Origin of the sequence: Cupriavidus pauculus, assembly GCF_008801835.1 — a bacterium.
Taxonomy (GTDB): domain Bacteria; phylum Pseudomonadota; class Gammaproteobacteria; order Burkholderiales; family Burkholderiaceae; genus Cupriavidus; species Cupriavidus pauculus.
This window is the reverse complement of record NZ_VZOW01000025.1, coordinates 61,066-83,975: the sequence shown is the minus strand read 5'-3', so window position 1 is coordinate 83,975 and position 22,910 is coordinate 61,066. Positions and strand designations below refer to the sequence as shown.

Annotated in this window: 21 protein-coding genes; 12 read left to right on the top strand and 9 right to left on the bottom strand. The window is 60.4% G+C overall.

Going from position 1 to position 22,910, the window contains the following annotated elements; genetic code table 11:
• Positions 1-361: 361 nt before the first annotated feature.
• From F7R19_RS21705 to F7R19_RS21695, 3 genes are all read right to left on the bottom strand, one after another.
• Entirely contained in the window at positions 362-850 is a 489-nt protein-coding gene (locus tag F7R19_RS21705; RefSeq protein WP_150981977.1) for a protein-disulfide reductase DsbD N-terminal domain-containing protein, read from the bottom strand.
• A 483-nt stretch (positions 851-1,333) separates the two neighbouring features.
• Positions 1,334-1,624, bottom strand: a complete 291-nt coding sequence (locus F7R19_RS21700) for a DUF5666 domain-containing protein (protein WP_150981976.1) — start codon at positions 1,622-1,624, stop codon at positions 1,334-1,336.
• A gap of 138 nt (positions 1,625-1,762) precedes the next feature.
• Positions 1,763-2,362 carry a phosphatase PAP2 family protein gene (locus F7R19_RS21695; RefSeq protein WP_150981975.1) on the bottom strand — a complete coding sequence of 200 codons (600 nt, stop codon included), beginning with the start codon at positions 2,360-2,362 and terminating at the stop codon, positions 1,763-1,765.
• Positions 2,363-2,665: 303 nt separating this feature from the next.
• Here F7R19_RS21695 and F7R19_RS21690 point away from each other — a divergent pair, with 303 nt between their 5' ends.
• The 3 genes from F7R19_RS21690 (at position 2,666) to F7R19_RS21680 (ending at position 6,686) form a co-directional block, all read left to right on the top strand.
• Complete coding sequence (locus tag F7R19_RS21690; RefSeq protein WP_150981974.1) at positions 2,666-4,591, top strand: cytochrome c/FTR1 family iron permease; 1,926 nt, start codon at positions 2,666-2,668, stop codon at positions 4,589-4,591.
• Positions 4,592-5,346: 755 nt separating this feature from the next.
• Complete coding sequence (locus F7R19_RS30655; protein ID WP_317851323.1) at positions 5,347-5,841, top strand: TFIIB-type zinc ribbon-containing protein; 495 nt, start codon at positions 5,347-5,349, stop codon at positions 5,839-5,841.
• Between the two features lie 383 nt (positions 5,842-6,224).
• On the top strand, positions 6,225-6,686 hold the full coding sequence (locus F7R19_RS21680; protein ID WP_150981973.1) for an MgtC/SapB family protein: 462 nt from the start codon (positions 6,225-6,227) through the stop codon (positions 6,684-6,686).
• A 262-nt stretch (positions 6,687-6,948) separates the two neighbouring features.
• Here the strand turns inward: F7R19_RS21680 and F7R19_RS30650 are convergent, their stop codons facing one another.
• The 6 genes from F7R19_RS30650 to cueR all read right to left on the bottom strand — a co-directional run bounded on the left by F7R19_RS30650 (position 6,949) and on the right by cueR (position 12,818).
• Entirely contained in the window at positions 6,949-7,275 is a 327-nt protein-coding gene (locus F7R19_RS30650; protein ID WP_227461466.1) for a reverse transcriptase domain-containing protein, read from the bottom strand.
• A gap of 6 nt (positions 7,276-7,281) precedes the next feature.
• Positions 7,282-7,698, bottom strand: coding sequence for a reverse transcriptase family protein (locus F7R19_RS30010; RefSeq protein ID WP_211922771.1), 417 nt, complete (start codon positions 7,696-7,698; stop codon positions 7,282-7,284).
• 1,097 nt (positions 7,699-8,795) lie between these two features.
• Positions 8,796-9,038: a DUF2933 domain-containing protein gene (locus tag F7R19_RS21670; RefSeq protein ID WP_223506412.1), complete on the bottom strand. Its 243-nt coding sequence runs from the start codon at positions 9,036-9,038 to the stop codon at positions 8,796-8,798.
• Positions 9,039-9,114: 76 nt separating this feature from the next.
• Positions 9,115-9,357, bottom strand: a complete 243-nt coding sequence (locus F7R19_RS21665) for a hypothetical protein (protein ID WP_150981971.1) — start codon at positions 9,355-9,357, stop codon at positions 9,115-9,117.
• A 615-nt stretch (positions 9,358-9,972) separates the two neighbouring features.
• Positions 9,973-12,384, bottom strand: coding sequence for a heavy metal translocating P-type ATPase (locus F7R19_RS21660; RefSeq protein ID WP_150981970.1), 2,412 nt, complete (start codon positions 12,382-12,384; stop codon positions 9,973-9,975).
• Positions 12,385-12,389: 5 nt separating this feature from the next.
• Positions 12,390-12,818 (bottom strand): Cu(I)-responsive transcriptional regulator, encoded by a 429-nt coding sequence (cueR, locus tag F7R19_RS21655; protein WP_150981969.1) that lies wholly within the window; start codon positions 12,816-12,818, stop codon positions 12,390-12,392.
• Positions 12,819-13,925: 1,107 nt separating this feature from the next.
• Between cueR and F7R19_RS21650 the strand changes: the two genes are divergently transcribed.
• The 9 genes from F7R19_RS21650 (at position 13,926) to F7R19_RS21610 (ending at position 22,872) form a co-directional block, all read left to right on the top strand.
• Entirely contained in the window at positions 13,926-14,393 is a 468-nt protein-coding gene (locus tag F7R19_RS21650) for a hypothetical protein (protein ID WP_150981968.1), read from the top strand.
• Between the two features lie 178 nt (positions 14,394-14,571).
• Positions 14,572-14,925 carry a copper resistance protein gene (locus F7R19_RS21645; protein ID WP_409364601.1) on the top strand — a complete coding sequence of 118 codons (354 nt, stop codon included), beginning with the start codon at positions 14,572-14,574 and terminating at the stop codon, positions 14,923-14,925.
• Positions 14,926-14,997: 72 nt separating this feature from the next.
• Positions 14,998-16,299, top strand: coding sequence for a TolC family protein (locus tag F7R19_RS21640; RefSeq protein WP_150981966.1), 1,302 nt, complete (start codon positions 14,998-15,000; stop codon positions 16,297-16,299).
• On the top strand, positions 16,296-17,825 hold the full coding sequence (locus F7R19_RS21635) for an efflux RND transporter periplasmic adaptor subunit (RefSeq protein ID WP_150981965.1): 1,530 nt from the start codon (positions 16,296-16,298) through the stop codon (positions 17,823-17,825). The genes F7R19_RS21640 and F7R19_RS21635 overlap by 4 nt, the downstream gene beginning before the upstream one ends.
• Positions 17,822-20,992 carry an efflux RND transporter permease subunit gene (locus tag F7R19_RS21630; protein WP_150981964.1) on the top strand — a complete coding sequence of 1,057 codons (3,171 nt, stop codon included), beginning with the start codon at positions 17,822-17,824 and terminating at the stop codon, positions 20,990-20,992. Before F7R19_RS21635 ends, F7R19_RS21630 begins: the two co-directional genes overlap by 4 nt.
• Positions 20,989-21,342 carry a copper-binding protein gene (locus F7R19_RS21625; protein WP_150981963.1) on the top strand — a complete coding sequence of 118 codons (354 nt, stop codon included), beginning with the start codon at positions 20,989-20,991 and terminating at the stop codon, positions 21,340-21,342. The genes F7R19_RS21630 and F7R19_RS21625 overlap by 4 nt, the downstream gene beginning before the upstream one ends.
• A gap of 214 nt (positions 21,343-21,556) precedes the next feature.
• Positions 21,557-21,892 carry an ArsR/SmtB family transcription factor gene (locus tag F7R19_RS21620; protein WP_150981962.1) on the top strand — a complete coding sequence of 112 codons (336 nt, stop codon included), beginning with the start codon at positions 21,557-21,559 and terminating at the stop codon, positions 21,890-21,892.
• Positions 21,889-22,368 (top strand): ArsI/CadI family heavy metal resistance metalloenzyme, encoded by a 480-nt coding sequence (locus tag F7R19_RS21615; protein WP_150981961.1) that lies wholly within the window; start codon positions 21,889-21,891, stop codon positions 22,366-22,368. The genes F7R19_RS21620 and F7R19_RS21615 overlap by 4 nt, the downstream gene beginning before the upstream one ends.
• Positions 22,369-22,377: 9 nt before the next feature.
• Entirely contained in the window at positions 22,378-22,872 is a 495-nt protein-coding gene (locus F7R19_RS21610; RefSeq protein WP_150981960.1) for an arsenate reductase ArsC, read from the top strand.
• Positions 22,873-22,910 lie beyond the last annotated feature (38 nt).

The following is a 22,910-nucleotide window of genomic DNA, read 5'->3' as shown; positions in this document are numbered from 1 at the left end:
GAAAGACGTGCTTACGCGACTGCCGACTCAGAAGACCGCCGACATCGCGGAGCTCCTGCCACATCGCTGGACTGCTTCCGTCCTTCCTGCGTAGCCCCGTCAAGACGGGTTCACCGGGCGCTTACATCTAACTTCATCGAAGCGCCATCATCCCTATTGAAGAGACTGGCCGCCTGCTTCGCTTTGGAGTGCATGACGAACCTGAGATGACCAGTTTGGCTGGGGCCAGACAAACCATTCGCAATGGCGCAGGAAAAAGGCTGCTGCCACTGCGGTAACCAGGCCGATGAGAACAATTCACCGTCGCCGCCTTGGTCGACCGACCATTCCAGAGGCAACGAGCCAATCGGGGTACGGTGAATCAGGGTAGTCGGATTGGAAACTCCGTTTGCGTTGGCGGGTAACACACCCCCAGACGTCCGTTGCAGCCTTGATAGAACACGACTACCGAAAGTGAAGCGGGAACACCGGGTGCGCGCTCCAGCGCAAGCGTCACCTGGACAGGCTTTGTGTACACCTCCGTCTCACCGAAGAAAGGATCCTGCTTCGTTGTCCCTTTCGGCAATGCGATGAGCCCCAGTCGAGCGCCCTTGGCGTCCTTGGCCGCGAAACGGACCGTCTTGCGGTACAGGTAGTGCTCGGGTGCCGGAGTCAACGTCGCGATGACGGTCTTGCCGTCGACCACCTCGACCTTGATCTGGAAGGCCTTCTCTGGGGGCAAAGGCTCTGAAGGATCGGAGCGCCCCAGAACCTTGTCCCAAAGGCCGGCGCTGGCATTCACGGACACCAGGGCTAGACATAAAGCGACGGCGCCGCCGAGGCGGAAGACTCTCGCTCGATCTTTCAGCATGCTCGGGCCTCTCCCAAGTTGTTATCACACATGCAGCGCGCGGGCCACGACCGCGAGGCGGCCCTCCTTGCAGCCTCCGGGAGCGTGGGATGCACATGACAAGCCATGACAGTGACTTCGGTCGACGCCCGAAACTCCAGCGCCAACACCGCCTCGTAGTCGCCTCCTCCAGCATCGCTTCGGTCTGCCCCACGGAGCCCACCTCCGGCAATGTGTAGATTCCCGCCGAGATAGTGTGATAGTGCAGATGCCGGTCTTGTCCGGCCAATTGCTCCAACAGCGCAATGCCTTCTTCGGACGTCTTGTGCGTCAGCATGGCGCCGCCGATGACGTAGATGTGCTCGACGCTCATGCGGAACCGTTGCCCTCAACGACCGGACCGATTCGGTTCGGCCCTGACGCCATGTGCTTAAAGTTGTGCCGACGGCACTGCTTCTCAGTGCTTACCCCACCCATCGCAGGCTGCGGGCTGACGGTAACCGATTAGTCCTCCCTGTCAATCTCATGCGCGACTTTACGACCATTTTTCTCATGAACATCGACCTCAAGTCGGTCTCCGATTTTGATGTCCTCAAAGCGGGTCAGTCCATCGTCGTACTTCGTATCGGCGTCGACATAGATTGTCTGACCCTTGATGACGAAGCTCTTCGCCTTGTTATCGATCCTGTCGACGACACCCTCAACGTCATCGGAATGCGCCAGCGCTGCCGAACACACCAGCGCACTCACAGCAAACAGCAGGGTCCGCATCGTTGATCGTGCATTTAGTTTCATTGCGATCTCCTCATGTAACTCGATTGCTTGCCCAAATCGGGCACATCTTGATGGCACAATTCGCAAACTGCGAATTGCGAACGGAGCGATGTCTTTGCCAGGCCATAGACGGGGTTGCACTCTTCACCTGTTGCACTATTAGTCCGGCTCGACGAGCCTCGGTAGTTTAAGCAGGTCCTGCAATAATCGCCTCGAAACAGCCAAGCTGCCGAGCGCTATCAACCAGCCCGCCAAGACATCCGCCGGGAAGTGCATGCCTGCGGCCATACGCGACCAGCCGACCAGCGCCACGTAGGCAACTAGAGCCAGCCGCCAGCGCGCGCGGACCATCGGCCACAACGCACCGGCAACCAGAGCCGCGTACGTGGAATGTCCACTTGGCAGACTGTAGTGCACTTCGATCGGACCGATTGAATGCCACAGGTAGCCGAACACGGCGGCCGGCCGCGGAAAATCGAATACCAACTTCGAAAACCCAACTACAGCAAACGCAATCCCAAATGCGGCTACGAATCGAGCCAACTGAGCCCGGAGCGCTGCCGATCGGCCTACCTCCGGGGTTGTCCTTGACCAGACCCAAAAGCCAATCATAACCGCAGGCGCGGTCCAATAATTGCCCAGCACGTAGCTAAACAGCGTGGCCACAGGCAGGAACATTGCCGGAGTGCCTTCATTGACCAGCAGGAAGATCTCTCGATTCCAGCCGCCCCAGTCGTAGAGAATAGCCGTCCAACTCATCGAATTAGTACCTTCTGTCCCTTGGAACCACAATCCGGAGAGCGCTCGCGCCAAGCGATTGCATCCCTCGTATCGCGCACACAACTGCACTCACCGCCAGCCCATACGCGAAAGTTGCTGGAAATCCACTTTGGTGACACTGCTATTGATTACGGCCATTAGTAAACAACCTGCAGCAACTATAGAGTCAAGTGCGAAATCGCCCAGCCCTTCACGAATGACGTTGGGCCCATCTCGCAAACTTTATGAATTACAATCATTCGTATTTACCCGCAAAATTGCCGCCTTCGCGGCGTGTTCCTCATGCGAGCCTTGCGCTTCTTCTCCCTCGTTTTAATCTCCTGGGTGCTTTCCGTTCCGACGTTGAGCGCCGAGCCCTTGACAACACAAGACAAAGCCAAGCAAGTCTGGCAATTGCTGGACTACCTTGCCGTTGACTATGGTGGGTCAGTCACAGATAGCCGCGTCAGCAACGAAGCGGAATATGTCGAGATGCAAGAGTTTGCTCAGACGATCGAGCGACAGCTAGGCGAACTGCCGCCGGGACCGACTTCCAAACAACTAGTCAAGGAAGCTGGCGCATTGCGTATGTCCATCGCAGCGAAGGCCTCGCCAGATAGCGTCGCCGAACAGGCTCGGAAGTTGGCCAGCGGAGTCCTCTCTGCTTACCCTGTCCCTATGGGCCCGATCAAAGCGCCTGACTTGCAGAAGGGTGCCAAACTCTATCAAAACCTGTGCGCTTCCTGTCACGGCGTATCCGGTAACGCGGACGGCCCGCTCTCAGCAAAACTCAACCCGCCCCCGATTGCGCTGGCCGACCACTCCCGCGCGCAGGAACGCAGCATCTTTGCCCTGCAACAGATCATCACGCACGGCGTGGAGGGAACATCGATGCCGGGCTTTGCCGAACTCTCAGAGGGCGATCGATGGGCCCTTGCCTATTTTGCTTCGACGCTATCGTATTCAGAGGCTGACCGCCAGGCGGGCGCCAAGATTTGGACAACTGAGCCCGGACTCCGTGCTGCGGTTCCCACGCTCGACAAGCTTAGCCAGACATCGGAGGCAGCTCTTGCTAAATCGATTGGCGCACAGACTGCTCGCGATGGCTTGGCCTACCTGCGCAGCTCGCCCGACGTACTGACAGCATCGACCACCGACAGCCTCTCAATCGCCAAAGATAAGCTGAAGGAAAGTGTCGCTGCGCTGGACAAGGGAGACGCGCGGGCTGCCTCGCAACTGGCTTTGTCCGCTTATCTCGATGGGTTCGAACCGGTTGAGCCTGCTTTAGTAGCCAAGAACCACGCACTTTCTTTGGAAATCGAGAAGACGATGGGACTCTATCGCAGTGCTTTGACAAATGGCGAGACAGAGCGCGCGCATGACACCGCAACACAACTGCAGTCAAAGCTCGACGAAGCGCAGGAAGCGCTCGCCAGCACCAATGACGCTGTCTCGACCTTCCTTGGCGCCTTTACGATCCTGCTTCGTGAAGGGCTAGAAGCGCTGCTGGTGGTCGTGGCGATGCTGGCGTTCCTGAGAAAGGCCAATCGAACCGACGTCCTTCCTTACGTTCACGCGGGTTGGATCACCGCGCTGGGAGCCGGTGCATTGACGTGGGCGGTTGCAACCTATGTTGTAGATTTGAGCGGCGCAAGTCGTGAAATGACCGAGGGGTTCGCTGCCGTCTTCGCGGCGATCGTCCTGCTCGGCGTCGGCATGTGGATGCACCAGAAGAGTCTGGCGGGACGTTGGCAATCGTACGTGAAGGAGAAACTGTCTTCGGCATTGAATAGGAAATCGGCGTTTATGCTCTTCCTGCTCTCGTTCGTCACGGTCTACCGGGAAGTATTTGAGACGGTGCTTTTCTACGCGGCCCTGTGGTCCGATGGCAACGGAGCCTACATGCTCGCTGGACTTATTTCCGGTATTGCTGTGCTTGCCGTGATTGCAACACTTCTCCTGCGATCCACAGCACGTTTGCCAGTTCGCCAGTTCTTTTCATTCAGTTCCGCATTGGTTGGCGTGCTTGCCGTCGTCCTGATCGGCAAGGGTGTCGCCGCACTACAGAAAGTCGGCTTCTTGCAGTTGACACCGCTCTCAATGCCGCGCATCGATGTCTTGGGCGTCTACCCCTCTGTGCAGACCATTGCCGCGCAAGTGGCCGTTCTTCTCATCATCATTGCCAGCGTCGCCTATAACTTGCGGGGGCAACGTACCGCGAGGGGGTGAGCCGCTGCCAGGCGCGAAGCTTTAGTTCCTCGACGAGGAAGGCAGCCTTCCTCGCCCGTTAATACCGGTATCCCTGCCATGGCCGCCAGGGCAATATGGGGCAAGCGGCCTGGGCGAGTTGATATCGTCGCGGGGGAACGCTATGTCCTGATGAATCTGTTCATGCACTATGTATTCGATAGCCGGATGAGGCGGACATCTCCGCAACGTCCCTTTGCTCGCTATACTGATGATGCGGTAGTTCACTGCCGTACGGAGGCACAGGCGAGGGCTGTGATGCAATCTATTGCTTCACGGCAGCACGAATGTGGACTGACGATGCATTGGGTAAATCGAAGGTTGTGTACTGCAAGGATGGCAATCGCCCTGCAGCTCATCCGAACGCGCAGTTTTCGTTCCTGGGTTTTACGCTCGATCACTCAACCGTCCCCCGCTGGGCGCTCAAGCTACCGGCGCTTAAGCTAGGCCAACTATCTGAACGACATCGGCGAGCAGGACCATTGGGCTATCAAACGCATTGCCTGACCGATGCTTGGTTCAAAGACTTTCGCTGTGCGCTGAGGCACCGCCATGCGGCCAGCGTCGACGAGCCGACACCAGGTCGAGCACAATCGCGAATCGACGCAGCGCCAGTACTTACCAAGAATCCCTTGACTCTCTAGTCACCACAGAGTGTTAAATGGGATCGGTATGAGGAAAGTGATTCGAAGGCGTGCGGGTACGCAGCGGGCGAAGCGCCGCGGGCTTAGGCGAGAATGGGTGGCACTGGCCCGCTGGCTATCGGCATCAAGGCGATCTTCCTCGTGCCACCTTCACAGCGCAGGTTCCCGACGCAGATGGTCAAGTTCGCTGACCTGCGCGCCAGCAATAGGCTGAGGTTGCTGCACAATGAATCAATAAGTCCGTTTCGAGGCAACCGTTACGTTACTCTAAGCATCGCCGCGTCGTTACTTGAAATAAGGTCAGACATCATGCAATGTCCAGTGTGCAAAGATATACAGCTCGCCATGGCGGAACGCCAGGGTGTCGAAATCGACTATTGCCCGCAGTGCCGCGGGGTGTGGCTTTGCCGGGGCGAGCTCGACAAGATCATCGAGCGGGCGACCCAAGAACTTGCATCGTCGGTGGGGCAAGCCCCCCCGCCCCCCGGCATGCAGGGCAGTTACACCTGGGGGCGTTCCGGTGACCACTGCGACGACCAGCGACAGCCGGGACATCGGAAAAGTTTCTGGAAAGACCTCTTTGATTGAATCATGATCGCACTTTAATAGACGGACTGTCTGTTGTTGTGCGCTGGAAGCCTCTGAAAACGCCCGACCATGCACTACGCTCACGTATCCGACTCTGTCGTTGCAAGCATGCTCGTCATGTTGGTCGGTCTCGCGGTCCTGTATGTGGGGTTCGCTGTCTATTTGCGATGGAAGTATGGACCTTCACCTAAACGTAAGGCTGAAGACAGACGCAAGCGCCACGCGAAAAAGAGTCAGTGAACGGAATAAACATAACCAGACGTTAATACTAGCGAACGCAGACTCATTTAATTTTTCGATTGGCTTGGTATGGAAGGGCCAGGGATGGTGTGCAAAACGGCTCTCTCTGCCAATGTCATCAATCAGCCAGAGACGGCACCACAATGAACGATATCATCCGTACAGCGGGCTCGGAGTTCTCTGATTTTACTAATGCTGTTGAGGGAGTACGCGCAGCCATCCGAATGACCGTCTCTATCGTTTTAGGGGGCTTGCTAGGATATGAGCGGGAGAACTCGGGGAAATCCGCCGGCATGCGCACCCATATGCTCGTCGCACTGGGAGCATGCCTTTTTGTCGTGGTTGCTCTACAGGCAGGTGTGCAGCTCGCCGACATGAGCCGTGTTCTTCAGGGCCTCACGTCAGGCATCGGATTCCTTTGTGCGGGAGCCATCCTGAAGCCGGACAACGACGAAGCCCATGTCAAGGGACTCACGACTGCCGCCAGCATCTGGATTGCGGCCGCAATCGGAGTGGCCGCCGGTATGGGTCATGCGATGACGGCCGGCATCGCGACTGCTATCGCCCTCATCGTGCTCAGGGCGCTGCAAATTTCGAGGAAGTGAGTCCCGGCAAGATACTGCCGTCGCGGGCTTGCTATCTGCAGAGGGCGTGAAGCTTTCGACTCGCGCCTTGATTATCCCGATGCACTGCCAGCCAAAGTGCAGTCGAATAGGATGGCCGCATGAATCCAGGTGCCTCCGTTTGGTCTCAGGAGGGCGTCTTGCGGCTCACCACCGAGGCAAGTGAACCGCCCTCTGACTGCGTTTTGCCTCCGCGAACACGAAGGCTTCGGCTAGGTGTAACACCTCAACAAATTCCGCAAGGCTAACGCCATGACCAGACACTCATTGCACTGGCACGGTGACGCTGCGACGTCCTGTTCGCCATGCTGGGTGATGGCACCTTTTGCCAATCAAGTTCAACCCCTACTGCTTGACGAGAGAGTACGCCGCCCTGGGGTGTACCGGTCTTGGGGTAAAGAAGCTGCCCCTTGTCCAGCACGCCAGCTTTCAACCACTTGTCAATCATCCTTCTGACTACACCATCCGTGACTCGCTTGGCGAGGATGGACCGCAGTTCGGTAAACGGAATGCTGTCGAAGTATTTCCGAACATCAAGGTCCAGCACCCATCGCCCTCCCTGTTTCTTGATCCCGTTTCACGCGGCTTGCAGCGCCTGATGCGCATTGCGCCCTGGCCGAAACCCATATGAGCAGTCCTCATAGATCGGTTCCAGCAGCATCGAGATGGCCCATTGCGCTACCTCGTCCTCGAAGCTCGGTATGCCGAGGCCGCGCTGTCCGCCATCGCTCTTGGCCGATATAGTGCCTTTCGCACTGGCGGCGCTTGGTAGCGACCGAATTTGATGCGGTCGATCAGGCTCAGGAGATTCTGCTCCAGGTTGGTTGCATACTCTTCCGCCGTCTGACCATCCACACCGACTGCGGCCATCCTTGCGCGTTTGCGCGTAGGCGTAGTACAGTTTTTTATAGTCGAGATACTGATTCAGAGAGTTGAATGCCATGGCCGGGTTCATCCGCGCCAGTTCGGCTATTCGCTCCTGTTTCGTTGACACGCTGTCAGGTTTCAAAGCACCTCCGTGTTTCTCACGAGCGATTCTGTTGCAACGACGCCTCGCTTTCCTCGACCGGGTCCACCCGAACAGTGTTCCCCGGCGTCATCAGTACTATCAAGGCGCTAAGACTTCCTGCGCCGAATACGAAGTCGCTTATGGATTCGCTTCTTCGCTCCAATCCTTGTCTCCTGGTTCGCTCCCGTGCGGCGGAGACTTCCGCCCGGGCCTGGCCCATTTATCGCTTGTTGCCTTTGGCTTCTTGGACTGGTCGTGCCCAGGATCTCCCAGGTTCCTGGGGAATCCATCCTATGCCTTTGCCCCGCTCTCAGATCCCGGCCGGCCCGACTGACCTCACCGTAACGGTCAGCACAGTACTGCCCCGCTATAACAAAGGCGAAGACATCAGCAAAAATGGCTTTTCGAGACTCAATCACGCGGCTTCAGCACCCGCTGTCTGCGCTTCACGAAGTACGTTACCGTCCCCTATGCAAGACTTGCTTCCGGTTGGTGGTTAGCCTTTACCGGGAGGGAGTCGAACCCTCGGAATCCCAACGAAAGGTTTCCGTTTTCACATCCCCCTTTCTCTGGCTGTCCCTGGCGCGATGTCATCTCCCTTTGCATCCGAGGCAAGGAAGCCCGTACTGAGCTCACGCCGCCTTTACACCGACTCTCGAAGGGTCCGTAAGCAGGTATTGTTGGCGCCGATGTGAAACTGCCCCCTTGACAAGGTATAGCCCCTTCTAGTCCTGGAGGGATGGTGCGCCCCCAGTTTTGACAGCACTTCCACGAACGATGCGTCATCGGACGGTTTGCTTTCGCTCGTCTTCTCAATACGTACCGGCTTCCCTTATGGGTAGCTTTTCCCCAGTCGCTCAGCACCATGCCTTTTTGGGACACAGCACCACTGGGCGGCTTGAAGCATGCTCCTGCAAGCCGACTTATGACGGCCTCCCTCCACCATTGGTACCGCATCACAGGCGCGCGCCTGTGTTCGTGATACCACCATCTCAAGGTCTCTCCATATCAACGATTTGCTCATGTCCTCTCATCCTGGGCACGAATCCTCGACACGTGCCCAGTGCGCTCCAAACATGCCATCATTTTTTGGTCCGAAGCGGGTCGGGCTCATGCTCTTGCTCTTGCCGATCCTCGGCCATCGCGCTCACTCGATCATCGCGCGCGCTCATGCTCTTCATCATCAACCACATCGACAGCGGGCAGATCAAGAGCAGGAGATACGGTCCAACACCAAGCACAAGCGCCCGGACTGGTGGCAATAGGGCATAGGTGGCGGCCAGTACCGCCCCCAGGGCAACGCCTGCGACGATCATTGTCTTCATAGTGCATTTCATATGCGGTACTCCTGTTGGAATGGTTCGAACTGCGCTTCGCCAAATCGGGCGAAGCGCGCTCCAATTACTTGGACTCAGAAGGCCCCTTTTGGCTGCTGCCACCTGCCGGATGGGAATCCTTTTGCTTCATCATTTCGTTGCAGCGCACCAGCATCGCGTCTCTGGAGGCAGACGTGCTGGAAGGCGCAGCACGGTGTTGCGCTGCACTGCGCGCGCGATTGATGACGTCCCAATCGGGACCCGCGAGCGCCTGCGCGGCCGCAACGCCAAGTGAAATGAAAACGATAGTTTTGAGAGTGGAGTGCATGATGATCTTCCCTATAGTTCGGATTGGCTCAGCCGGGACGGGGTCAGAGCACCCGTGCTCGGGCAGAGCAACGGAAATCGAGCATGTGGCCAAGGTGCGCCACGCGTGGGGATAGATCAGATTCGCAAGCGGGCCGTTGCGAGATAGACTGGACCAAGCGATGTGTTTGCGCTGTCAGCCGCGTGGAAGATTCGGAAGGCGTACGGTGTGGGCGGAAGAACGTGTACAAGCCCAGCCGTCGCCGGCAAGACACCGAGATCGTGAGCGTGCCCGTTGCTGTCGGCCCAGTGCCGACCGTCCTGCTGATGGTCCGCGCATAAAGCTGGCTGCGCGCGGTCCATCTCCAGGCAGCTTGTCATGGTGGCCATTACCACCGGTTCCATTGCCCCGTCGGACTCTTGCGGGCATAGGTACCCTGCCACTGTAAGGCGCGCAAAGAATACCGTCGCCAATAACAGCAGTGCGAGCAACCGGGCGAAGGGGCTATGACTATGCTTCATAAATCATGCCAATCGTTAATCCTAGTCTAATGCTGCCAAAACGGGGCGGCAAGGCGAGGAGCCGTTGTCGGGGTGCGGTGGCGTCCCACGCATAACGACCGCCGATATGCGATCGTTAGGACACTCGACTTCGCAGTCGTAGCGCGTTGGAGATTACCGACACGGAACTCAGGCTCATGGCCAATGCCGCAATCATTGGCGACAGCAACCACCCGGTGAACGGGTACAGCAGTCCGGCAGCCAGCGGTATGCCCAGCGCGTTGTACACAAAGGCAAAGCCCAGGTTTTGACGCATGTTGGCGATAGTGGCTTCGGAGAGTTCCCGTGCCCGTGCGATGCCGCGCAGATCGCCTTTGACCAAGGTCATCTGGGCGCTGTGCATCGCCACATCGGTACCAGTTCCCATGGCGACGCCGACATCGGCCTTGGCCAACGCCGGCGCATCGTTGATGCCGTCGCCTGCCATCGCGACCACGTGTCCTTCCCCCTGCAGCTTTTCAACGAGCGCCAGCTTGTCCGCCGGCTTGACTTCACCGTGAAATTCCTCGATTCCGAGGCGGTCAGCAACCGCACGTGCAGTGACAACACCATCGCCCGTGGCCATCACCACGCGTATTCCGGCGTACTTGAGCGTCACAAGCGCTTCAGGCGTGCTGGCCTTGACGGGATCCGAGACGGCAAGCACCCCGGCCAACCTGCCGTCGACGGCTAAATACATGACACTGGCGCCTTGCTGCCGGAGGGCATCAGCCTGAATCGCTAGTGGCTCGACACTGATTTGATCCTGGTGCATCAGGGCGCTATTGCCTAGCACGAGCTGGTAGGCATCGACGCGGCCGCGTACCCCCATGCCCGTGTCCGAGGTGAAATCCTCAGCCTTCGTCAGAGGCAGCCCACGTTCACGCGCTGCGGTGACGAGCGTTGCAGCCAGCGGATGCTCGCTGCCCTGGTCAAGGCTCGCCGCCAGGCGGAGCACTTCGGTCTCATCAAACGGATCGACGCCAAATGCCTGTTCAAAGGTTGGCCGGCCTTCAGTCAGGGTGCCGGTCTTGTCAACGATTAGGGTGTCGACCTCGCGGAAATGCTCGATGGCCGCCGCGTCCCGGAACAGAATGCCCTTGGCCGCACCGTTCCCGCTTGCCACCATGATGGACATTGGAGTGGCAAGCCCCAGCGCGCAGGGACAGGCAATGATTAGCACCGCTACCGCATTGACCAGGCCATAGACCCAGCTCGGTTCAGGGCCGAAGACGCCCCAGGTGAAGAAGGTGAGTAAGGCTATGGCGACGACCACCACCACAAACACACCGGCGACCCGGTCCGCCATCCGCTGCATGGGAGCCTTGGAGCGTTGCGCCTGGGCCACCATCTGCACGATTTGCGATAGCACCGTCTGGGCGCCGACTTTCTCCGAGCGCATCACCAGGCTGCCGGAGGTGTTGATGGTGGCGCCGATCACGTGATCGCCGACGCGCTTGGAGACGGGCACGGGCTCACCAGTGATCATCGATTCATCGATGGCGCTCGCCCCTTCGGTCACGACGCCATCCGTGGGGACTTTCTCGCCGGGCCGGATCCGCAGCAGATCGCCAATATGCACGTGCGTCAGCGGAATATCATCCTCGCTGCCGTCGGGATTAAGCCGGCGTGCCGTCTTGGGTGCCAGGCCGAGCAGCGATTTGATGGCCGCAGAGGTCTGCGAGCGCGCCTTCAACTCAAAGATCTGGCCGAGCAGTGTCAGCGAAATGATGACGGCTGCGGCTTCGAAATAGACGGCGATGCGGCCATGCATGACAAAGGCCCCAGGAAAGAGGCCCGGCGCAACCGTGGCTACGACGCTATACACGAACGCCGCCCCCGTACCCAGGCCGATCAGCGTCCACATGTTCGGGCTTCGGTTTCGGAACGACTGCAAGCACCGGTCATAGATCGGCGATCCAGCCCACAGGACCACAGGTACGGACAGCGCCAGTTCCACCCAGCTTTGGGTCACGGGATCCAGAGCCGTGAAGCCGTTCTCCAACATCACAAGCAGCACAACCGCGACTGTCAACGGCAGGGTCCACCAAAAGCGATGGCGAAACGCCACGAGTTCCGGATTCTTGTCGTCCTCGAGGCTCGGCATGACGGGCTCAAGCGCCATCCCGCACTTTGGGCACGTGCCTGGATGGTCCTGGCGAATCTCCGGATGCATCGGGCACGTGTAGGTCGTACCCGGGGTCGCTTCGGCTTCATCGAGTGCCGATTTGCATTGTTCCTCGACATAGCGCGTCGGGTCTGCCTCAAAGCGCTTCTGGCAAGCGCTACTGCAAAAGAAGTACTGCGCCCCGGCGTAGGTCGCCTGGTATTGTGCATCGTGCTTGACCGTCATGCCACACACGGGATCGCGAGCGCTGTCGCCACTCGCGGCAGCGCTGTGGCCGGAGAAGCCCTGGTTTGGATGATCCTGCGCGTGTTCGTTCGCAGCGCCGTGCTCACAGTGCCCGTGCACTTCGTCTTGCGCTCGGTGCCAATCGCTCGTCTTCATCGCCGTCAATGCCTCGTTGTGGGCGACCCCGCATCTTCTTGCGGGACTTCGCCACTGGTTTCATCCAGGATTGGACAGATGGGGCGGTTGTCGCCTTCGCAATGTGCCGACAAATGCAGGAGTGTGTCGCGCATGCCGGATAGCGCGGCAATGCGGTCGTCCAGTTCCCGAAGCCGTTGTTCCGCGATCATCTTTACCGTTGCGCTCGCGCGCCGCTTGTATTGCCACAGTCCAAGCAGCTCCCGAATCTGCGCCATCGAGAAACCCATAGCCCGCGCGCGTCCAATAAAGCGCAGCGTATTGATGTCTGCTTCGCCATATGTCCTGTAGTTCCCCGCGCTTCGCTCCGCGGAAGCCACTAAGCCGATACTCTCGTAGTAGCGGATCATCTTGGCCGAGACGCCGGATACGCTGGCGGCTTGTCCGATGTTCATAATGTGCTCCTTGCCTCTCCCTCGTCGGTCCGACGGGCACCCTTCGCCGCATGCCACGTGGAGAAGGTCAACCGAGTGTCGATGACTTGACGATAGGCCTTGCCACCATGGGAAGGTCAAGGAAGCGGTTCCTGCAAGTTCCGGCCATTCCATAGCTTGATGCTCGGCAGACTTCGACTTTTCAGGCCGTTGCCAGCTTCATGGTCCTCAGGCCATCTCTTCCGCCTGCTGGACAGATCTATGTATTCGTCTGTATTACGAAGCGGCGCCAATACGTGTGGCGACAGTGCCGGCTTGTGCCCGCTACATGCGCGATACATCGGCCTCCTTTAATACGCTCCACAGTCCCGCAGCAACGTGAGATTCCGATCAGCATGCTGAGAATGTTGGACATATTGCTCCGTACTACGATGGCGCCTGCGCCTGACGCTGAGCACCAGATGAATGGAGAGCCACGTGAAGAAGATCGTCCGCGCCCATGTGGAACCAGCACGCCCAGACACCAGCCACGCTAAAGGTCATTGCGCAAAGGACGCGTGAATCCAAAAAAAATGCTAGACGTTCCCATAATGGGAACGTCTAGGCTCCTAGCGTTCTCAGGGTCGCCACCGCTCGAAAAAAAGTGAAAAGCTCGCTCGCCACATTTCGCCGTCTCGTCGCCTGGACATGGCTCGCAGCATTGCTGCTGACCGGTTCGGCAGCGGCCGCCTATGTCTGTCCAGCAGATATGGCGAGCGGCAATGTGGCCAGCATGCTGCAAATTGGCTGCGCAGACGGCGACCAACCAGCACTCTGTGCAAACTATCTTCGCGGTAGTCCGTCGAGTGCGCCACAGCCGCACCCTCTGGCTACTGGCGACGCGCCCCGCCTAACTTCCGGGCCGTTCTGGCGTACGGCTGCCGTGGCTGGGCAGGAAAGACTGCTGCCACAGCGCACCGTCCCATCTACTTCTCCTGTGCCAATTTATCTGGCGACGGCCCGATTGAGACCTTGATGTTCATTTGTCTGACCACGTAACGCCCATGGTTAGGACGAAGCCACCTCTTCCTGCGCTTCGCCCGCCATCTAGGCACTTATGAACATCAAGCCACTCAATTGGGGAATATCATGAACCTCGTCAGAATTGCCACCGCTTTTGTATTCGCCGGCCTCGCCACGTCAGCCTTTGCCGGTCCGGATTGGGATGTCATCCAACGCGCTCGCCTGGCTGCACATCAAGCCAATGTAACGGCCGCCGAAAATCAGGCTATGAAAGACCAGTGCATGCAGATGATGCATCGAGTGTCATCGTCCGTGGCGCATCTGCAATGGATGAGCAATGCCCTCGATACGCACGGCACCACCACTGATGCAGACACGGTTTCCAACCGCACATGGGGCAACGCGCTCGCGTCGGTCCTCGGTGAACGGAGTCCATACCTGGACGGCGGCCGCATCGAACAGCGCGATGTCTTCACCGATGGCGCCCTGAGCGTGGCCGGGATGGACCGGACCGGCGTATCGGCCCCACCGGCGCGCGCCCGCGATCCGTACACTGATGGCGCACGCGCCGGTGATGTGTCATTGATGGCCTGACCACACCCAGGCCTGATAGGGTGCGCGAGCCGGCGGCAGATCATGCTGCCGGCTCGCCTGAGGGTTCGCTATTGCAATCGATTGAAAAGCCGTTATCCTTTGCGCTGAGTTGAAACAACGATAGATCGTGCGTCACATCGTCCGCCGGCATTCATGGATTGCCAGACTCCTCCTGGTTGTGTTCTTGTCAGTTCAACTGGCAACGGCCGCGTACGCCTGCACGATGGGCGTGAACGAACCAGCGGATCAGCCGTCGTCGATGGACACCATGGCGTCCTGCGCCGATATGGCCGAACAGGATGCCGCGCAGAACGATGGCCAGAAGGCGCTTTGCATGGGCCATTGCCAGGCCGATACTAAGTACGCCGATCACGCTGCGCCGCAGATTCCAGCATTCATCCCGGTCCTCGCCGGCACCATCATCGAGCCTCCCGTGCTGGACGCCACGCCGGTCATCGCCCAGCGTGCACAGACCCAGCCGCGCGCACCGCCACCGCCGCTCGCCATCCTTCACTGCTGTTTCCGCACCTAGCCTCCGAAGCCACGCCACTTCCTTGTCGCTCCCGATTTCCCGGGAGTGGTGGTCGTCGTTTCCGGAGGCTTTATGTCATTCCCACGTTGCCTGAGGCTGGCGCTGCTTTGCGCGTCCGCCCTTGGCATGTCGGTGTCGCTTGCCGCGCCACCACATGCCGCACCGGCTTTATCCATTGAAGAGGCCGCCGCGCTGGCCACGGCGCATGCGAACGATGCCGAGAATTCGCATGGTGCCATCGAATCGGCCGTGCAACAGGCGGTTGCAGCAGGCCAATTGCCCGATCCTGTCCTCAAGGTCGGACTAAACGATGTTCCTATCAGCGGCTCGGACAAAGGCTCGCTGAGTCGAGATTCCATGACCACGCGCTCGATCAGCGTGTTGCAGGAATTCACGCGCGCTGACAAGCGACGGGCGCGCACCGCGCGCTTCGAGGCCGAAGCCGCTTCCGCCGATGCACGGCGCCTTGTCGGAGTGACCAATGTCCAGCGCAGCGCCGTCGCCGCGTGGATCGACCGCTGGTACGCCGAGCAGGCCGCCGCGCTGCTTGGCCACCACTCGCATCCGTTGAGCCTGGCGCTGGAAGCCGCCAATGCGGCCTATCGCAGCGGCCGCGGCACGCGTGCCGACGTGCTATCTGCGCAACTGGAAGTGCAGAAACTGCGCGACCGCGAAGGCGAGAATCAGGCGGCGCTTGACACCGCCACCGTTAATCTGTCGCGCTGGATCGGCACCGACGCCACACGTCCGCTCGGCGAACGCCCCGCGCTGATCGTACCGGATCGCGTCGAGCAACTCATCCGTACGCGCTACGACGGCGTGCCGGAGATCGCCGCAGCCCAGCGTGACGTTACCCTTGCGGAGAGCGAAGTGCGCGTGGCGGACGAAGCGCGCAAGCCTGACGTCAGCGTCGAGTTGATGTATAGCCAGCGCGGCTCGGCTTACTCCAATCTGGCGTCGGTCAACGTGAGTTTTCCGCTGCCGTGGGATCGCGCCAACCGCCAGGATCGCGAAGTCTCCGCGCGGCTCGCGCAGGCGACGGAGGCGCGAGCCAAGGCGGAGATCATCCAGCGCAATACGGACGCCGTAGTCGGCGCGCGCCTCGCGGAGTTGCGGCGCAACCTGGAACGCCTCAAGCGCTATGACGACGCCACGCTGCCACTGGCCAATGCGCAGGCGGAAGCTGCCCTGACAGCCTATCGCGCCAACACGGGTTCGCTGCTGGCGGTGGCGGAAGCCAATCACCGTGCCATCGATACCGCACTGGAACGGCTAACCCTGGAGCAACGCACGACGAGGCTCTGGGCCGAGCTCACTTTCCTGACGCCCCTGCCCACCGCACAAACCGAACCTGCCACCAAGGATTTCAAATGAACCCGCGACTGAAAACTGCCGCATCCTGCCTGGCTTTGATCAGTGCGGCAGGATATGCCGGCTATCGCTTCGGCGTTTCACAGGGCACGTCCGCAATACCCGGCAAACCGGAGACGAGCGCGACGGCGAAAGCCAGCGATATCGATCCGCAAACGGGCAAGAAGGTTCTCTACTGGCACGACCCGATGGTGCCGGGCCAGCGCTTCGACAAGCCGGGCAAATCGCCCTTCATGGACATGCAACTGGTGCCGGTCTATGCCGATGGCGACGGCTCGGGCGGCGGCGGAGTATCCATCGACAGCCGCGTGACCCAGAACCTTGGCATCCGCACCGTGGAGGTGAAGGCCGCACGCATGGGCACAGTGCTTGAGGCACCCGGCAATGTGGCGATCGACGAGCGCAGCATCCAGGTCATCCAGGCGCGCACCACCGGCTTCATCCAGCAATTGGGCGTGCGGGCCGCGCTCGACCCCGTGCGAAAGGGCCAGACATTGGTCACCCTCTACGCCCCCGATTGGGTGGCAGCGCAGGAGGAATACCTGGCCGTGGCGCGATCGCCCGCAGGCGTGCAAGGTGACCTGGCGGATGCCGCAAAAGCGCGCATGAGGCAAGCCGGCATGACGCCGGGCCAAGCCGATGCAGTCGCCCGTTCCGGCAAGCTGCAGACTGGCCAGGGCATCTCCAGTCCGCTCGATGGCGTGGTCACCGAGATTGCTGTACGCGAGGGCATGACGGTCAGCCCTGGCATGACACTCTTCAAGTTGGCGGATCTTGGGCAGGTATGGGTGATTGCCGAAGTACCCGAGGCCCAGGCGCGTGGCATCGCGCCCGGACAGCCCGTTACGGTGTTAGCCACCGCCGCGCCGGAACCCGTGGCCGGCAGAGTCGATGCGATCCTGCCCGACGTCAATCCCGCCACGCGCACCCTCAAGGTCCGCATCGTTCTGCCCAACAAGCAGCGCCGGCTGGTGCCTGGCATGTTTGCCAACGTGCGGTTCGACAGCGGCGATCGCCAGGACGTCCTGCAGATTCCATCCGAGGCCGTGATTCGCACGGGTCAGCGTAACGTCGTCATGGTCGATGCTGGCTCCCAGGGCTACGTGAGCACCGAAATCCGCACAGGGCGTGAATCCGACGGCATGACCGAAGTCCTTTCCGGACTGCACGCCGGGCAAAAGGTCGTGACCTCCGGCCAGTTCCTGATCGATTCCGAGGCCAGCCTGCGCGGTACGTCGGAGCGACTGGTATCGCCGGCCAGCGCATCCGCGCCCGCGGCGGCCGCACGAGAGCATGAGGGTACCGGTCGCGTCGAATCCGTAAACGCTGCTGGCCTGACGATCTCGCATGGACCGATTCCGTCGGCGCAATGGGGAGCCATGACGATGGATTTCGCCGCGCATGACGCTGCCATGATGAAGGGGTTAAAGCCTGGCGATCGCATCCGGTTCCGCTTCAGTCTGAACCAGGACGGCGAGGCCACGCTATCGTCGGTACAGCCGGCTGGCGCCGAAGGAGCCAAGCCATGATCGCGCGCATCATCCTGGCGTCGATACGCAACCGCTTCCTGGTGCTGCTGGCCACGGTCATCCTCACCGCGTGGGGATTGTGGGCGGTACGCAGTACGCCGCTCGACGCGCTACCGGATCTGTCCGACACACAGGTCATCATCCGCACGCCGTTCCCCGGACAGGCGCCACAGATTGTCGAGAACCAGGTCACCTACCCCCTCACCACCACGATGCTGTCCGTGCCGGGGGCCAAGACAGTACGCGGATATTCCTTCTTCGGAGATTCGTTTGTCTATGTCCTGTTCGAGGACGGCACCGACCCATACTGGGCCCGTTCGCGCGTGCTTGAGTATCTGAATCAAGTGCAGTCACGCCTGCCGGCAGCCGCCAAACCGGCACTTGGGCCGGATGCCACCGGCGTGGGCTGGGTCTACGAGTACGCGCTGGTAGACAAGACTGGGCAGCACGACCTCGCACAATTGCGCGCGCTACAGGACTGGTTCCTGCGCTTTGAGCTGAAGTCACTGCCTAATGTTGCCGAGGTAGCCCCCATCGGCGGGATGGTGAAACAGTATCAGGTCGTATTGCAGCCGGATAAGCTGCGCGCCTACAACATCCCCCAGGCTAAGGTCCTGGAGGCGTTGAAGGGCGCGAACCAGGAGGCCGGAGGCTCTGTACTTGAGCTTGGTGAGGCCGAGTACGCGGTGAGAGCTTCGGGGTACCTGAAGACGCTCGATGATTTCCGGCAGATTCCGTTAGTGACCAGCGAAGCGGGCATCCCGGTACGGCTCGGCGATGTGGCCACAATCCAGTTTGGTCCAGAGTTGCGGCGCGGCATCGCCGAACTCGATGGTCAGGGCGAGGTCGCCGGCGGTGTCATCGTGATGCGCTCGGGCAGGAACGCACTGGAAACCATCGAGGCGGTCAAGGCCAAGCTGGCCACGCTACAGAAGAGCCTGCCGGCAGGCGTCCAAATCGTCACCACCTACGATCGCTCGTCCCTGATCAATCGCGCGGTGGAAAACCTGACGCACAAGCTGATCGAAGAATTTATCGTCGTCGCGCTGGTCTGCCTGGTCTTCCTGTTCCACCTGCGCTCCGCCCTGGTGGCCATCGTATCGCTGCCGCTCGGCGTGTTGGCAGCGTTCCTCGTCATGCGGTATCAGGGCGTCAATGCCAACATCATGTCGCTGGGGGGCATCGCCATTGCCATCGGCGCCATGGTCGATGCCGCGGTCGTCATGATCGAGAACGCGCACAAGCATCTGGAACACTGGCATGCGGACAATCCCGGGCGGGACCTGACAGGCCACGAGCGCTGGAACGTGATCGGCGAGTCGGCGGCCGAGGTAGGGCCCGCGCTGTTCTTCTCGCTACTGATCATTACGCTGTCGTTCATCCCGGTCTTCACGCTGGAGGCGCAGGAGGGCCGGCTGTTCTCGCCGCTGGCCTTCACGAAGACGTACTCGATGGCCGCTGCCGCTGGGTTGTCGGTAACCCTGGTGCCGGTACTGATGGGCTATATGATCCGGGGCAAGATTCCCAGCGAGCAGTCCAATCCGCTCAACCGATGGCTGATTCGCGCCTATCAGCCGATGCTGGCCAAGGTGCTCACCTATCCGAAGATCACTATCGCAGTTGCGGCAGTTCTGCTGGTCGCGACCGCTTGGCCGATCATGCGAATTGGCGGCGAGTTCATGCCGCCCCTTGATGAGGGTGACCTGCTCTACATGCCGTCGGCCCTGCCGGGGCTGTCCACCGGCAAGGCGGCGCAGTTGCTGCAGCAAACTGACCGCCTTATAAAGACTGTGCCAGAGGTGGCCACCGTGTTCGGCAAGGCCGGCCGCGCCGATACGGCGACCGACCCGGCGCCCGTCGAGATGTTCGAGACTACCATCCAGTTCAAGCCCCGCGACCAGTGGCGTGCCGGCATGACGCCAGACAAGCTGGTGGAAGAGCTTGACCGCGTGGTGAAGGTCCCCGGCCTGTCCAATATCTGGGTGCCGCCAATCCGGAACCGGATCGACATGCTGGCCACCGGTATCAAAAGTCCGGTCGGCATCAAGGTGGCCGGCACCGACCTGAAGGAGATCGACCGGCTGGCCACCCGGATCGAGGAAGCCGTCAAGACGGTCCCCGGGGTCACCTCGGCGCTCGCCGAGCGTCTGTCCGGCGGGCGCTATATCGACGTCGATATCGACCGGATGGCGGCCGGCCGGTACGGCCTCAACATCGACGACGTCCAGAGCATCGTGTCCTCTGCCATCGGCGGCGACAACGTGGGGGAAGTGGTCGACGGATTGGCGCGCTTCCCGATCAATGTCCGCTATCCGCGCGACTACCGCGACTCGGTGGAGCAATTGCGCGCCCTGCCCATCGTCACCGGCAGGGGCCAGCAGATCACCCTGTCCGACGTGGCGCGCCTTGAGGTGGTGCAGGGCCCGCCCATGCTGCGCAGCGAGAATGCGCGGCTGTCGGGATGGATCTACGTCGACATCCGCGGACGCGACCTGCGCTCCGCCGTCCAGGACATGCAGGCGGTGGTGGCCAAGGCGGTGCCGATGCCGGCGGGCTATTCCCTCAGTTGGTCGGGGCAGTTCGAATACCTGGAGCGGGCCACCGAGAAGCTGAAGGTGGTGGTGCCGTTCACGCTCCTGATCATCTTCGTGTTGCTCTACCTGGTGTTCGGTCGCCTGGACGAGGCGCTGCTCATCATGGGGACGCTGCCGCTGGCGCTCATCGGCGGCTTCTGGCTGCTCTATGCACTGGGCTTCAACCTCTCTGTGGCCGGCGTCGTCGGCTTCATCGCCTTGGCCGGCGTCGCGGCCGAGTTCGGTGTCATCATGCTGCTCTACCTGAAGCAAGCCTGGAGCGAACGCGAGGCCCGAGGCGATACCAGCGTGTCCGCGTTGCTGGACGCCATTCAGGAAGGGGCGGTGCAGCGCGTGCGCCCCAAGGCCATGACCGTCGCGGTCATTCTTGCCGGCCTGATTCCCATCATGTGGTCGCATGGCACCGGCTCGGAGGTCATGCAGCGCATCGCCGCCCCGATGGTCGGCGGCATGGTCACCGCGCCGTTGCTTTCCCTGTTTGTTGTGCCGGCGGTGTACCTGCTGATCCGCAAACGCCAGACCAAACCTGTCCCACTTTCCACCCACCCCTCACTTCAGGAGGAATCGCAATGAAATACATCAAGACTCTCGCACTCACGCTTGCACTCGCTGCTGCCCCTGCCGCGTTCGCGGCCGGATCCATGGATGGCATGGACATGAAAGGCATGGATATGAAGCCGTCCGCCGCATCGCAGCAGGCGCCGCAGCCTGTTGCGGCAGAAGTCAAGAAAATCGATGCGAAGGCCGGAAAGGTCACGCTCAAGCACGGCCCGATCGAGAACCTCGGCATGTCCGCCATGACCATGGCGTTCCCGGTCAAGGACCGCGCTTCGCTGAAGAATTTCAAGGAAGGAGAGACGGTTTCGGTCACCTTCGACAAGGTCGATGGCAAGCCGACCGTCGTAGACATGCAGCGAAGGTAAGCACGCCCAATTGCATGTCGCCGCATTCCGGCGGCATGCATAGGTCGTGCGATTCGCATCCCTCGAAACGAGGCAGAGCCCCAAAGGCATACTTCCGAGGCTTGGTGGTGCGACGCTGGCTCGGCACGGCCTGGCAGTACTCAAGGCGTCCGGTTTCTACGGCGTCACAAAAGTTTCACTTCTCAGGTTTCCATGATTCGACTATATTCGAATCATGGAAACCGATCACGCCCTTGAAGCGCTTGCCGCGCTCGCTCATTCGATACGCCTGTCCGTTTTCCGGCTCGCTGTGCAGGCTGGCCCCGCAGGCCTGCCTGCCGGTCGAATCGCCGAACTGATGGAGATGCCGGCCTCGTCATTGTCTTTCCACCTAAAGGAATTGCACCGTGCCGGGCTGTTGTCCAGCCGTCACGAAGGCCGCTCGATCATTTACATGGCGCGATTCGAAACCATGAATGCGTTGCTGGGTTACCTCACGGAGAACTGCTGTGGTGGCAATCCGTGCTCGCCAGTGTCCACCTGTTCCGTCGCCTCGGAGCCTCAATCATGAAACGCTTCCACGTTCACGTCAGCGTCGCCGATCTATCGGCGAGCATTCGTTACTACTCAGCCCTCTTCGCAGCCGAACCTACGGTTGTAAAGGATGACTACGCCAAGTGGATGCTCGAGGATCCGCGCGTGAACTTCGCCATCTCGGCGCGCGGCGCTGAGGTAGGGGTCGATCACCTCGGCTTCCAGACGGACGATGCAGCCGAACTGGCCGCATTGAAACAGCAGGCAGAAGCCGCCGACATGGCACTCCTTGACGAAGGTGAGACCACATGTTGCTACTCACGAAGCGACAAGTACTGGGTCACCGATCCGCAAGGCATCGCCTGGGAGCACTTCCACACGCTGGGGGACGTGCCCGTCTATGGCGAGTCTCGAAAGCTCGACGCCGCTCAGGAATCGGCCTGTTGCGCTCCGCGCGCGCCGAAGGGCAAGCCACTTGGCATCGCGGTCAACACGGAACCGTCGTGCTGCTAACGGTGCTCTATGACTGAAAAGATCTACAACGTGCTGTTCATCTGCACCGGCAATTCGGCGCGCTCGATTCTGTCAGAAGGCCTGATGAATCATCTCGGCAAAGGCCGCTTCCGTGCCTACTCGGCAGGCAGCCATCCGACCGGGACCGTGAATCCGCTCGCTCTGGCGCAACTGGCTCGCTATGACATGGAGACCAACGGCTTGCGCAGCAAGAGCTGGGACGAGTTCTCGCAAGACGGTGCGCCGGAGCTCGATTTTGTCTTCACGGTATGTGACAAGGCGGCGGGTGAAGTCTGCCCCATCTGGCCGGGCCAGCCGATGACCGCGCACTGGGGTGTCCCCGATCCCGCCGCATGCGAAGGGACCGATGCGCAGAAGCAACAAGCCATCAATGATGCTGTCATTTCGCTCAAGCGTCGCATCGAACTGTTCCTGGCATTGCCACTGCCAAAACTGGACGCCGTCGCGCTCCAGAAGGCCGTCCGGGATATCGGACAGCAGTAACGCAGCCCGGCCCGCACTCCAATACTCTTACGTAGCGC

Coding starts and splice junctions, on each gene's coding strand:
- F7R19_RS21705 (WP_150981977.1), bottom strand. CDS start 850: ATGCTGAAAGATCGAGCGAGAGTCTTCCGCCTCGGCGGCGCCGTCGCT.
- F7R19_RS21700 (WP_150981976.1), bottom strand. CDS start 1,624: ATGAAACTAAATGCACGATCAACGATGCGGACCCTGCTGTTTGCTGTG.
- F7R19_RS21695 (WP_150981975.1), bottom strand. CDS start 2,362: ATGAGTTGGACGGCTATTCTCTACGACTGGGGCGGCTGGAATCGAGAG.
- F7R19_RS21690 (WP_150981974.1), top strand. CDS start 2,666: ATGCGAGCCTTGCGCTTCTTCTCCCTCGTTTTAATCTCCTGGGTGCTT.
- F7R19_RS30655 (WP_317851323.1), top strand. CDS start 5,347: ATGGGTGGCACTGGCCCGCTGGCTATCGGCATCAAGGCGATCTTCCTC.
- F7R19_RS21680 (WP_150981973.1), top strand. CDS start 6,225: ATGAACGATATCATCCGTACAGCGGGCTCGGAGTTCTCTGATTTTACT.
- F7R19_RS21670 (WP_223506412.1), bottom strand. CDS start 9,038: ATGAAGACAATGATCGTCGCAGGCGTTGCCCTGGGGGCGGTACTGGCC.
- F7R19_RS21665 (WP_150981971.1), bottom strand. CDS start 9,357: ATGCACTCCACTCTCAAAACTATCGTTTTCATTTCACTTGGCGTTGCG.
- F7R19_RS21660 (WP_150981970.1), bottom strand. CDS start 12,384: ATGAAGACGAGCGATTGGCACCGAGCGCAAGACGAAGTGCACGGGCAC.
- cueR (WP_150981969.1), bottom strand. CDS start 12,818: ATGAACATCGGACAAGCCGCCAGCGTATCCGGCGTCTCGGCCAAGATG.
- F7R19_RS21650 (WP_150981968.1), top strand. CDS start 13,926: ATGAACCTCGTCAGAATTGCCACCGCTTTTGTATTCGCCGGCCTCGCC.
- F7R19_RS21640 (WP_150981966.1), top strand. CDS start 14,998: ATGTCATTCCCACGTTGCCTGAGGCTGGCGCTGCTTTGCGCGTCCGCC.
- F7R19_RS21635 (WP_150981965.1), top strand. CDS start 16,296: ATGAACCCGCGACTGAAAACTGCCGCATCCTGCCTGGCTTTGATCAGT.
- F7R19_RS21630 (WP_150981964.1), top strand. CDS start 17,822: ATGATCGCGCGCATCATCCTGGCGTCGATACGCAACCGCTTCCTGGTG.
- F7R19_RS21625 (WP_150981963.1), top strand. CDS start 20,989: ATGAAATACATCAAGACTCTCGCACTCACGCTTGCACTCGCTGCTGCC.
- F7R19_RS21620 (WP_150981962.1), top strand. CDS start 21,557: ATGGAAACCGATCACGCCCTTGAAGCGCTTGCCGCGCTCGCTCATTCG.
- F7R19_RS21615 (WP_150981961.1), top strand. CDS start 21,889: ATGAAACGCTTCCACGTTCACGTCAGCGTCGCCGATCTATCGGCGAGC.
- F7R19_RS21610 (WP_150981960.1), top strand. CDS start 22,378: ATGACTGAAAAGATCTACAACGTGCTGTTCATCTGCACCGGCAATTCG.